Source organism: Shinella zoogloeoides, from assembly GCF_003574625.1.
GTDB classification, from domain to species: Bacteria; Pseudomonadota; Alphaproteobacteria; order Rhizobiales; family Rhizobiaceae; genus Shinella; species Shinella zoogloeoides_A.
The window spans coordinates 34612-45717 of record NZ_QNUJ01000003.1; the positions used below are offsets into that span (position 1 = coordinate 34612).

General features: G+C 65.3%; 10 protein-coding genes. 6 read left to right on the plus strand and 4 right to left on the minus strand.

Annotated features, from left to right (window positions below):
• Positions 1-38 precede the first annotated feature (38 nt).
• Positions 39-833, minus strand: coding sequence for an alpha/beta hydrolase fold domain-containing protein (locus DSD28_RS06195; protein WP_119255511.1), 795 nt, complete (start codon positions 831-833; stop codon positions 39-41).
• A gap of 144 nt (positions 834-977) precedes the next feature.
• On the opposite strand from DSD28_RS06195, the gene DSD28_RS06200 reads away from it, so the two are divergent.
• Entirely contained in the window at positions 978-1901 is a 924-nt protein-coding gene (locus DSD28_RS06200) for a LysR family transcriptional regulator (RefSeq protein ID WP_119255512.1), read from the plus strand.
• A 132-nt stretch (positions 1902-2033) separates the two neighbouring features.
• Positions 2034-3350 (plus strand): MFS transporter, encoded by a 1317-nt coding sequence (locus DSD28_RS06205; protein ID WP_119255513.1) that lies wholly within the window; start codon positions 2034-2036, stop codon positions 3348-3350.
• Positions 3351-3443: 93 nt separating this feature from the next.
• On the opposite strand, the gene DSD28_RS06210 is transcribed toward DSD28_RS06205, so the two are convergent.
• From DSD28_RS06210 to DSD28_RS06220, 3 genes are all read right to left on the minus strand, one after another.
• Entirely contained in the window at positions 3444-4817 is a 1374-nt protein-coding gene (locus DSD28_RS06210; protein ID WP_119255514.1) for an aspartate aminotransferase family protein, read from the minus strand.
• 11 nt (positions 4818-4828) lie between these two features.
• A complete protein-coding gene (locus tag DSD28_RS06215; RefSeq protein WP_119255515.1) occupies positions 4829-6325 on the minus strand; it encodes an NAD-dependent succinate-semialdehyde dehydrogenase in 1497 nt (498 codons plus the stop codon).
• 117 nt (positions 6326-6442) lie between these two features.
• The gene (locus DSD28_RS06220; protein WP_119255516.1) at positions 6443-6931 is read right to left on the minus strand and encodes an Lrp/AsnC family transcriptional regulator; all 489 of its coding nucleotides are present in this window, start codon (positions 6929-6931) and stop codon (positions 6443-6445) included.
• Positions 6932-6997: 66 nt separating this feature from the next.
• Between DSD28_RS06220 and DSD28_RS06225 the strand changes: the two genes are divergently transcribed.
• The 4 genes from DSD28_RS06225 to ehuC all read left to right on the plus strand — a co-directional run bounded on the left by DSD28_RS06225 (position 6998) and on the right by ehuC (position 11105).
• Positions 6998-8419 carry a PLP-dependent aminotransferase family protein gene (locus DSD28_RS06225; RefSeq protein WP_245424775.1) on the plus strand — a complete coding sequence of 474 codons (1422 nt, stop codon included), beginning with the start codon at positions 6998-7000 and terminating at the stop codon, positions 8417-8419.
• Positions 8420-8541: 122 nt separating this feature from the next.
• Positions 8542-9327 carry an ectoine/hydroxyectoine ABC transporter ATP-binding protein EhuA gene (gene ehuA, locus DSD28_RS06230; RefSeq protein WP_119255518.1) on the plus strand — a complete coding sequence of 262 codons (786 nt, stop codon included), beginning with the start codon at positions 8542-8544 and terminating at the stop codon, positions 9325-9327.
• A 73-nt stretch (positions 9328-9400) separates the two neighbouring features.
• The gene (ehuB, locus tag DSD28_RS06235; protein WP_162911303.1) at positions 9401-10246 is read left to right on the plus strand and encodes an ectoine/hydroxyectoine ABC transporter substrate-binding protein EhuB; all 846 of its coding nucleotides are present in this window, start codon (positions 9401-9403) and stop codon (positions 10244-10246) included.
• Positions 10247-10445: 199 nt separating this feature from the next.
• Positions 10446-11105 (plus strand): ectoine/hydroxyectoine ABC transporter permease subunit EhuC, encoded by a 660-nt coding sequence (ehuC, locus tag DSD28_RS06240; protein ID WP_119255520.1) that lies wholly within the window; start codon positions 10446-10448, stop codon positions 11103-11105.
• Position 11106: the final 1 nt, after the last annotated feature.

Below are 11106 nucleotides of genomic sequence, written 5' to 3' on the forward strand. Positions count from 1 at the left end.
TGGCCTCAGGCCACGCTATGCGTTGTTTTCATATAAAATCAGTGAATGCTAATATCGTGAACGAAGCCGCAGAACTGGTCGGAGAGGGTATCCGCCCAGGGCCCGGCCCCGTTGAGTGTCCCGCCGTAAATTCCCGGCCAGCCTGTTCCCGCGGGAAGGACATGCTGGCGAACGGTAACGCCCGCTTCGGTGAGGCGGGCGGCATAGCCGAGCGTTTCGTCGAGCAGCGGATCGTCTGCCGATGAAAGAACCAGTGCCGGTGCAAGGCTTGCAAGGCGCGAGCAGAGCGAAGGTGCGGCATAGGGATGGCAGACGCCGGCGCTGAGATAGTGGCTCCAGCCGTCCGACCAGCGCTCGCGCATGCCGATGCCATCGGCCTTGCTGAAGGATTGCGTCGCCATGAACGGGTCGAGCAGCGGCGAGAGCAGCACCTGGCCGTCCAGTTCGTCGGCGAAGTGGTCGCGCGCCTTGAGCGCGACGCCGGCCGCGATATTGCCGCCGGCTTCCTCGCCGCCGACGAGCAGCGGCGACTTGCGGTCGCCGAGGCCCGCGCGCTTCTTGGCGAGATAGGAGAAGATCGAGAAGCCGACCTCGAGTGGTTCGGGGAAGGCGCTTCCCGATGCGTTGTAATCCGGTACGGCGACGATGGCGCCGGTGCCGGCGATGCATTCGGCAAGCGGGCAATGCCTGAGCCCGGTCTCCCGGAAGGCTCCGCCGTGGAAATAGAGCAGGACGGGCGCGCCCTTGGCATATTCGGCGCCCTGATAGACGCGCACCGACACGGGGCCGGAGGCCACCTTGTCGAATGTCATGTCCTTGATCTCTACGGGCATCGATTTTGTCCTGCGGCCCGTCTGGAAATAAGCTGGGCCCTCACCATTTATATCGTTCGTCATTTTGCCCCAGATAAGTGTTGTAAAACCGATTTCACTGTCCAATATTTCGAACAATCATACCTTCCTGCGTGGGAATGTTCCATGGATCAGCTTTCTGCGATGCGCGCCTTCCTCCGTGTGGTGGAGATGGGCAATTTCACGCGGGCGTCTGCGGCGCTTGGCATGCCCAAGGCGACCGTCAGCAACCTCATCCAGAATCTCGAGACCCATCTCCAGACCAAGCTCCTCAACCGCACCACGCGCCGGGTCATGGTGACGACCGACGGGGCACTCTACTATGAAAGGGCGAACCAGATCGTCAGCGAGCTCGACGAGCTGGATGGCAGCCTCACCCATTCGCGCACCAATCCGAGCGGGCGCCTGCGCGTGGAGATGTCAGGCGTCTTCGCCGATCTCCTCGTCATCCCCGAGCTCAACGATTTCCATGAACGCTATCCCGATATCCATATCGACCTCGGCGTGGGGGACCGGACGGTGGACTATCTTGCCGAGAATGTGGACTGCGCGCTGCGCGCCGGCTCTCCGGGCAATGTATCGCTGATCGCCCGCCGCGTCGGGGAGATGGACATGGTCGTCTGCGCCGCGCCGCGCTATCTCGAAACCTTCGGCGCGCCGGGTCATCCGTCGGAACTGGAAGCGGCGCATCATTGCGTGAACTATTTTCTCGCGCAGACCAACCGGGTCACTCCCTTCGAATTCGAGCGGGACGGCGAGACGGTCGAGATCACCGGCCGCTATATTCTCTCGGTCAACGATGCCCGCAGCTACCTTGCCGCGGCGCTTGCCGGCCTCGGCGTCGCGCCGATGCCGTGCTTCATGGCGCACGACGCCCTCTCCAGCGGCCAGCTCGTTCCCATCCTGCCGGGCTGGCGCGCCGGGCCGATTCCCCTCTATGTCGTCTATCCGCCGAACCGCCACCTCAGCAACAAGGTGCGTGTCTTCGTCGATTGGCTCGTGCCTCTGCTTGCGCGCACGCAATTGGCAGCCCGCGTGACGAAGGCCTGAGGCTGTTCAGGCGTCAGCCCGCGCATCTGATCGAGGAAGAGCGTGGAATTTTCGCGTTCACTGATTTCGCCCGCGCCGGCATGCGGATAAGGTGCCGCGCATTGCGCAAGATGACGGAGCGGAGGCGGCTGGATGGCGACGACAATCACGGTGGACGATGTGCTGGACCGGGCAGGGGCGGGGACCTATCAGCGGCGGCTTCTCGCGATCTTCGGCCTGGTGTGGACCGCCGATGCGATGCAGGTGCTTGCCGTCGGCTTCACGGCCGCGTCGATCGCTGCGACGTTCGATCTCACCGTCCCGCAGGCCCTGCAGACGGGGACGCTCTTCTTCCTCGGCATGCTGGTGGGCGCGGCGGGCTTCGGCCGGCTTGCGGACCGGATCGGCCGGCGGCGGGTGCTCATCGTCACGGTCGCGTGCGACGCCGTTTTCGGGACGCTTTCCGTCTTCGCGCCGGACTTCACGATCCTGCTCGTCCTGAGATTCCTCACCGGCATGGCCGTGGGCGGCACGCTGCCGGTCGACTATGCGATGATGGCCGAATTCCTGCCGGCCCGGAATCGCGGTCGCTGGCTCGTCATGCTCGAAGGGTTCTGGGCGGTTGGCACGCTCGTCGTCGCGCTCGCCGCCTGGGCCGTCAGCCTCGCCGGCCTTTCCGACGGCTGGCGCTACATCTTCGCGGTGACGGCTGTCCCGGCGCTTCTCGGCGTCGGCCTGCGTTTCCTGGTGCCGGAATCGCCGCTCTATCTGCTGCGTCTCGGAAAGACGGAAGAGGCCAAGGCCGTCCTCGGCCGGATCCTCGCCGTCAACGGCAAGGCGGCGCTCGGAACGGACGTGTCGCTGGCAGTGCCGGCAGATTCCGGCGCGGCCGGCATCTTTTCCGCGCCGCTTCGCCAGCGCAGCCTGATGATCCTCCTGATCTGGTTCCTCGTTTCGGTCTCTTATTACGGCGTCTTCACCTGGCTGCCGCCGAAGCTTGCGGGCGACGGCTTCGGCTTCGTGCGGGGCTACGGCTTCCTCGTCTTCCTGGCGCTCGCCCAGATCCCCGGCTATGCGCTCGCCGCCTACGGCGTGGAGAAATGGGGGCGCCGTCCGACGCTCATCGGCTTCTGCCTGCTGTCGGGGCTCGGCTGCCTGCTGTTCGTCGTCGCGGGAACGACGACGCTGATCGGCACCTCGCTGCTGCTCATGAGCTTCGCGCTGCTCGGCACCTGGGGCGCGCTCTATGCCTTCACGCCCGAACTCTACCCGACCGCATCCCGCGCGACGGGCATGGGCATGGCGGGGGCCGTCGCGCGGCTCGGCGGCCTCCTTGCGCCCTCGCTGATGGCGCTCGTGGTGGAGCGCGGCTTCGGACTCGCCATCGGCATCTTCGCTGGCCTTCTCGCCGTCGCCGCCGTCGCGGCTTTCCTGATCGATGCGGAGACGCGACAGGCGTCGCTCGCTTAATTCAACACCCTGCCGCAGTGCGGGCGGGCGGTCGTCGGCGTTTCAGGCAGGATGCGACGGGGCAGCAGCTTGGCTGCCCCGCCATTTCATAACTCAGCCGAGAACGGCCTTCACCGCGTCGGCCGTCGCCTTCACCACGATATCGGCCTCCTCGCGGGTGAGGCACAGCGGCGGGGCGAAGCCGAGGATGTCGCCTTGCGGCATGGCGCGGCCGATGACGCCGCGTTCGAGGAGGGCGCTCGCCACCTGCGGGCCGATCTTCCGCGAAGGATCGAAGAAGGTGCGATCGTCCCGGTCCTCGACGAACTCCACGGCAGCCATCAGGCCATCGCCGCGCACTTCGCCGACATTCCTGTGGTCGCCGACGGCCTTGGCGAGCTCGCTACGGAAATAGGCGCCCGTCGCGCCGGCATTTTCCACAAGGCCGAGCTCGTCGATCAGCTCCAGATTGGCGACGCCGGCGGCGGCGCAGATCGGATGGGCGGAATAGGTCCAGCCATGGCCGATGGCGCCGAGTTCGTCGGATCCCTTGACCAGCACCTCCCAGACCTTGTCGGAGACGATGGTGCCAGAGAGCGGCGCATAGGCGGAGGTGAGGCCCTTGGCGATGGTGATGAGCGCCGGCTTCATGCCGTAATGATCCGAGCCGAACATCGTGCCGAGGCGGCCGAAGCCGGTGACGACCTCGTCGGCGACGAGCAGGATGTCGTATTTGTCGAGCACGGCCTGGATCTTCTGCCAGTAACCCTTCGGCGGCGGCACGATGCCGCCGGTGCCGAGGATCGGTTCCCCGATGAACGCGGCGACCGTTTCCGGGCCCTCGGCGAGGATCATTTCCTCCAGCTTGTCGGCGCAATATTGCGAGAACTGCTCCTCGTCCATCGAGCGGTCCGGCCGGCGGAAGAAATAGGGCGCTTCCGTGTGCAGGATCGGCGCGCGCGGCAGGTCGAAGGCGTTGTGGAAGAGGTGGAGGCCGGTCAGCGAGCCGGTCATGACGCCGGAGCCGTGATAACCGCGCCAGCGCGAGATGATCTTCTTCTTCTCCGGCCGGCCGAGAATGTTGTTGTAGTACCAGATGAGCTTGATGTTGGTCTCGTTGGCATCCGAGCCCGAGAGGCCGAAATAGACCCGGCTCATGCCCTCGGGCGCGCGGTCGATGATCATCTTGGACAGCGTGATCGAGGCTTCCGTGCCGTGACCGACATAGGCGTGATAGTAGGCGAGGTTCTTGGCCTGCTCCGCGATGGCGTCGGCGATTTTCTGGCGGCCGTAGCCGACATTGACGCAATAGAGGCCGGCAAAGGCGTCGAGGCTGGTCTTGCCGCCGGTGTCGGTGATGTAGACGCCTTCGCCGCCGCCGATGACGCGCGTCGGCGTCTCGCCGCGGGCATGCATGCCCATATGTGTGGAGGGATGGAAGAAGTGGTCGCGGTCCCAGGCGGTGAGTTCGTTGCGTCTGTCGGCCATGGTCTTTCCTTTCAGGCAGCGGTGTCGATGCAGAGATATTTGAGCTCGGTGAAGGCCTCCATGCCGTGGCGCGAGCCCTCGCGGCCGAGGCCGGATTGCTTCCAGCCGCCGAAGGGGATCGGGCCGCCGGTGATCTTCACGCGGTTGACCGCCACCATGCCGTATTCCAGCGCGCGGGCAAGGCGCATCTGGCGCGCGCCGTTTTCCGTGACGACATAGGCGACGAGGCCGTATTCGGTGTCGTTGGCCCGCGCGATCACCTCCGCTTCGCTGTCGAAGGCGGTGACGGCGGCCACCGGCCCGAAGGTCTCCTCGCGCATGATTACGGCGTCGTCGGGCACGTCGGTCAGCAGCGTCGGCTGGAAGAACAGCGGTCCGGCCTTGTGGCGCTTGCCGCCGGTGAGAAGCCTTGCGCCGCGCTTGACCGCATCGGCCACCTGCTCTTCCACCTTGGCGATGGCGCGTTCATGCATCAGCGGGCCGATCTCGGCGTCCGGCTCCAATCCGCCGGCGACCTTCAGCGCCTCGATGCGCGCCTTGAAGGCCTTCGTAAAGGCGGCGAGCACGGGGTGCTCGACATAGATGCGGTTGGCGGCGAGGCAATCTTGGCCGGAGGTCGCGAACTTGGCGTTGACGGCGATGTCGGCGGCCTTGTCGATATCGGCATCGGCGAAGACGATCAGCGGCGCATGGCCGCCCAGTTCCATGACGAGCCGCTTCATGGTGGATGCGCACTGGCCGGCGATCAGCCTGCCGATCTCCGTCGAGCCGGTGAAGCTCATGGCGCGGATGCGGGGATCGGCATTCATGCGGCCGACGATGGTGGCGGCATCCCCGGTCACGACATTGAAGACACCGGCGGGAAGGCCCGCCCGCTCGCCGAGTTCGGCAAGGGCGAGGGCCGAGAGCGGCGTTTCGCTGGAGGGATGGGCGATGACCGTGCAGCCGGCGGCGAGTGCCGCGGCGGCCTTGCGGGTGATCATCGCGGAGGGGAAGTTCCACGGTGTCACGATGCCGACGACGCCGAGCGCCTCGCGACGCACGATCATCTCCGCGCCGGGCAGATGGCTGGTGACGCTCTCGGCGTTGAGGCGCTTTCCTTCCTCGGCATACCATTCGACGAAGGATGCCGCATAGTCGATCTCGCCGCGGGATTCGGCCAGCGGCTTGCCCTGTTCCAGCGTCATCAGCAAGGCAAGATCCTCGCGATGCTGGAGCATCAGCTCGCCCCATTGGCGCAGAATTTTGCCGCGCTGCTGCGGCAGCAGGTCCCGCCAGGCGGGGAAGGCGTCGCTGGCGGCGGAAATCGCCTCCGTGGTCTGCCCGGCGTCGAGTTCCGCAACCCAGGCCAGCGTGGCGTTCGATGCGGGATCCGTCACCTTGAAGCTCGCGCCGTCCCGGCCGGCGGTCCAGCGGCCGCCGGCATAGGAGAGCTCGCGCAGCAGATGCGGATCGGCGAGGCGGGCAAGCGCATCGTGAAATGTCGTGCGGGCAAATACGGCGGTCATGGCGGCCTCCTCGGGTTGTCGGGAGGAGTCTGCCCGAGGCGGAACGACAGATTGTCTATTGCCGGGGTCGGGGGCAGAGACTTTGACCAAAGATATCCGCCGCCATAGACAATCTCTCTATTCGGGGCCCTGAACGGGCAGCAGCGTTGCCAGCGGCAGCACCGTTTCCTCCTTCACCGTCTTGGTGACGATGTAGGTGAAGTAGCGGTCGATCCCGAGTTCTCGGTCGAGCAGGCCGTCGACGAGACGCTGGTAGGCGTCGATATCGGCGGCCATGATCTTCAGGATGTAATCGACGCCGCCGCCGACCGACCAGCAGGCGACGATCTCCGGCGTTGCCGCCACCGCGCGCTCGAACCGCTCGAAATCCGCCTGGCGGTGGTTGGCGAGCGTCACCTCCATCATGACGCTGGCGACCGGCGCCACGCGGCGCACGGCGACACGGGCATGATAGCCCGAAACGATACCGGCCTTCTCCAGCTTTCGAAGGCGCAGCCAGCAGGGTGTGGGGGAGAGGCCTGCCTTCTCCGCCAGCGCCAGCTTGGTGATGCGCCCGTTCTCCTGGATGGCCTCCAGGATACGCAGGTCGATGGCGTCGAGTTTCATCGGGGCGCCCTCCGGGCGGGGATCATGTCAAAGCGGAGAAAAACACAATGGAAAGGCATTTTGACATTGTCAATTGAACTGAATTTGAGCACTGTTGAAATCATGACAAATTGGCGACCCGATATATCCCAATTGCGCCGGCCGGCCTATCTTTCCCTTGCTGAACAGATCGCCCGCGCCATCCAGGAAGGATTGCTGCCGAACGGTACACGCCTTCTGCCGCATCGCAAACTCGCCGACGACCTCAAACTCTCCGTGCAGACCGTCAGCCGCGCCTATGACGAGCTGATCCGCCGCGGCCTCATCTCGGGCGAGATCGGGCGCGGCTCCTTCGTGCAGACCCGGCCGAAGGAGCCGGAGCCGCCCTATCTGCCGGAACGCCTCGGCGAGCTGGTCGACCTCTCCATCCTCAAGCCGGTCTGCGAGCAGCTTCATCTGGAGCGCATGCGCGAAGCCTTCGGCTGGCTGGCGGAAAACCTGCCGTCGAGCTCGGCGCTTTCCTTCCGGCCCAACATGGTGTTCCCGCGCCATCGGGTCGTTGCCGCCGAATGGCTGGCGCGCTGCGGGCTCGACATTTCGCCGCTGAACATCAGCATCACCAATGGCGCGACCTCGGGCATGACGGTGGCGCTGATGAGCGTGGCGCCGCCCGGCGCGACCGTTGCGACGGAGGCGATCAGCCACCATACGCTGGTGCCACTGTCCTCCTATCTCGGCCTGCATCTCGAAGGCCTGCCGATCGACCATGACGGCATGATCCCGGCGGCGCTCGACGAGGCCTGCCGCAAGGGCGTGATCCGCGCCGTCTTCCTGCAGCCTTCGGTCATCAATCCGACAGCGACGCTGATGAGCGCGGAGCGCCGACAGGCGCTGGCGGAAGTCGCGCGGCGGCACGACATCGCCATCATCGAGAACGATATTCTTGGACCGCTGGTCGAAGGCCGGCCGGCGCCGATTGCCGCCTATGCACCGGAGCGCACGCTCTACGTCACGAGCTTCACCAAGATCACGGTGCCGGGCCTGCGCATCGGCTATCTCGCCGCGCCCGACCGCTATGTCGCCGCCGTCGCCAACCGGCATCTCGTCTCCAACTGGATGGCGACGCCGTCGATCGCCGAGATTGCCACGCGCTGGGTAGGCGACGGCACGGCGATGGATCTCGTCAACTGGCAGCGTGGTGCGCTGGCGGTGCGCCATGCCATCGCGGAGGAGGTCTTCGCCGGCCTGCCCTACCATGCCCATCCGCAAAGCCTGCATGTCTGGCTACCGCTGCCGGAAGGGCATGCGGAGGAGGGGTTCGTCTCCCAGGCCCGCCTGCGCGGCGTCGCCATCGCGCCCGGCTCCTCCTTCCGCACATGCGACCAGCACTGGCATCCGGCCGTGCGCATCTCGCTCGGTTCCACCACCGAGCGGGAACTTCGCACCGGCCTCGGCATTCTGGCCTCGTTGGCCAGTGGAAACCCCGAGGCGCTGTTGCTCGCGATTTGAGAATAATGCCCGCCAATTGGGCGGTTCAAGAATAATTGTACTGATATTATTATTCGGATTGACATGATTTCGATCGCTGCGCATCGTTAGGCCATCACTTGTCTCAACAGGGAGAGACATGCATGGCCGCACCCATCATCCGCATCGACAACATCACGAAGCGCTACGGTCCCTTGACCGTGCTCGACGGATTGTCGATGGAGGTGCTGCCGGGCGAGAAGCTGGCCCTTATCGGTCCGTCCGGCTCCGGCAAGACGACGATCCTGCGCATCCTGATGACGCTGGAGAGCATCAGCGGCGGCCATATCGAGGTCGACGGCGACCAGCTTTACCACATGCCGAAGAACGGCAGCCTCGTGCCGGCCGACGACCGGCACCTGCACAGGATGCGCGAGAAGATCGGCATGGTCTTCCAGCACTTCAATCTCTTCCCGCACAAATGCGTGCTCGACAATGTCACGCTTGCCCCGATGCTGACGAAGGGGGTGGTAAAGGCGGCGGCGGAAAAGCGGGCGATGGAGCTTCTCGACATGGTGGGCCTTGCCGACAAGGCGAAGAACATGCCCGCCCAACTGTCCGGCGGACAGAAGCAGCGCGTCGCCATCGCCCGCGCCCTGGCGCTTTCCCCCAAGATCATGCTGTTCGACGAGGTAACCTCGGCGCTTGACCCGGAGCTCGTCGAGGAGGTGCTGAACGTCATGCGCAAGCTTGCCGCCGAGACGGACATGACCATGCTGCTCGTCACCCATGAAATGGGTTTTGCCCACGATTTCGCCGACCGCGTCCTCTTCTTCGACCGCGGAAAGATCGTCGAGGAAGGCAAGCCGGCCGAGATTTTCCGCAATCCCAGGCAGGAACGCACGCAGACTTTCCTGCGCAAGATCATCGCGGCCGGGCACCGCGTCTGAGTGGCCGTCGCCGCTCGGGAACAAGGCCTCAAACAACAACCAGAGACATCCAGAGGAGTTCGCAACAATGAGCATGAGGACGTTTTTGAAAATGGCTGCCGGCGCGAGCGCGCTGATGGCGCTTGCGGTAGCCGCGCCGGCTTCCGCCGATGACAGCAAGCTTGAGCAGCTCAAGGCGCAGGGCTTTGCCCGCGTCGCCATCGCCAACGAGCCGCCGTTCACGGCGGTCGCCGCCGACGGCAAGGTTTCGGGGGCGGCTCCGGATGTGGCGCGGGAGGTCTTCAAGCGCCTCGGGGTCGCCGATATCGTCGCCTCCATTTCCGAATACGGCGCGATGATCCCCGGCCTGCAGGCAGGCCGCCACGATGTCATCACCGCCGGCCTTTTCATGAAGCCGGAGCGCTGTGCCGCCGTCGCCTATTCCGAGCCGGTCCTGTGCGATGCCGAGGCCTTCGCGCTGAAGAAGGGCAATCCGCTCGGCTTGAAAAGCTACAAGGACATCGCCGACAATCCGGATGCGAAGATCGGCGCACCGGGCGGCGGCACGGAAGAGAAGCTGGCGCTCGAAGCCGGCGTGCCGCGTGACCGCGTCATCGTCGTGCCGGATGGCCAGAGCGGCCTGAAGATGCTGCAGGACGGCCGTATCGATGCCTATTCGCTGCCGGTCCTGTCCATCAACGATCTCGTCGCCAAGGCGAACGATCCCGGGATCGAGGTGGTCGCCCCCGTGGAGGGCGCTCCGGTCTATTGCGACGGTGCGGCGTTCAGGAAGGGCGACGAGGCCCTGCGCGATGCCTTCGACGTGGAGCTCGCCAAGCTGAAGGAAAGCGGTGAATTCGCCAAGATCATCGAGCCCTACGGCTTCTCCGCCAAGGCGGCGATGTCGACGACGCGCGAGAAGCTTTGCGCGGCGAAGTGATGGAGGCAGGTTCGCCCCTCATCCCGCTGCCGCGACCTTCTCCCCGTGAACGGGGAGAAGGGATTTGCGGCTCCGGTTTCCCATCGTCGTTGACGATCTGGAAAACGATGCCGGTTCGCCCTTCGCTCCGCTTGCGGGGAGAAGGTGCCGGCAGGCGGATGAGGGGCTTTGCCCGGTTGAAGCTAACTTGGAACACACCATGACCGACTGGTCCGGCTATATAGGGCTGATCCTGCAAGGCGCGCTCGTGACGCTTGAGCTCACTGTCATGGGCTCGGCGCTTGCCGTCATCATGGCATTTCTCGCGGGCCTCGGCCGTGTCAGCCGTTTCATGGCGGTGAGGGCGCTCGCCACGACCTATATCGAGTTCTTCCGTGGCACCTCGATCTTCGTGCAGCTCTTCTGGGTCTATTTCGTCCTGCCTTTCGCGGGCGTCACGCTCTCGCCGCTGCAGGCGGGCGTCCTGGCGCTCGGGCTGAATGTCGGCGCCTATGGGGCGGAGGTGGTGCGCGGCGCCGTCAAGGCGATCGGCCGCGAGCAGCGGGAGGCCTGCATCGCGCTCAACCTTTCGCGGGGCCAGGCGATGCGCCACGTCATCCTGCCGCAGGCGTTGCCCCTGATGCTGCCGACCTTCGGTAACAATGCCATCGAGCTCCTGAAGGGCACGGCCGTCGTCTCGCTGATCTCGCTCACCGACATGACCTTCCAGGCGCAGGTGGTGCGCGCGCAGACGGGCAGCACGCTGATCCCCTTCGCCACCATCCTCGTGCTCTATTTCCTGATGGCGCTCGCCATTTCCTACGGCATGCGCTGGCTGGAGCGCCGGGTCACCCGCGGCCTCGATGGTGTGAGGACCTGAC

What these genes read in the sequence shown, in the direction of transcription:
- DSD28_RS06215 (WP_119255515.1), bottom strand. Translation starts at nt 6,325, where the DNA reads ATGACCGCCGTATTTGCCCGCACGACATTTCACGATGCGCTTGCCCGC.
- ehuB (WP_162911303.1), top strand. Translation starts at nt 9,401, where the DNA reads ATGAGGACGTTTTTGAAAATGGCTGCCGGCGCGAGCGCGCTGATGGCG.
- DSD28_RS06200 (WP_119255512.1), top strand. Translation starts at nt 978, where the DNA reads ATGGATCAGCTTTCTGCGATGCGCGCCTTCCTCCGTGTGGTGGAGATG.
- DSD28_RS06205 (WP_119255513.1), top strand. Translation starts at nt 2,034, where the DNA reads ATGGCGACGACAATCACGGTGGACGATGTGCTGGACCGGGCAGGGGCG.
- ehuC (WP_119255520.1), top strand. Translation starts at nt 10,446, where the DNA reads ATGACCGACTGGTCCGGCTATATAGGGCTGATCCTGCAAGGCGCGCTC.
- ehuA (WP_119255518.1), top strand. Translation starts at nt 8,542, where the DNA reads ATGGCCGCACCCATCATCCGCATCGACAACATCACGAAGCGCTACGGT.
- DSD28_RS06195 (WP_119255511.1), bottom strand. Translation starts at nt 833, where the DNA reads ATGCCCGTAGAGATCAAGGACATGACATTCGACAAGGTGGCCTCCGGC.
- DSD28_RS06210 (WP_119255514.1), bottom strand. Translation starts at nt 4,817, where the DNA reads ATGGCCGACAGACGCAACGAACTCACCGCCTGGGACCGCGACCACTTC.
- DSD28_RS06220 (WP_119255516.1), bottom strand. Translation starts at nt 6,931, where the DNA reads ATGAAACTCGACGCCATCGACCTGCGTATCCTGGAGGCCATCCAGGAG.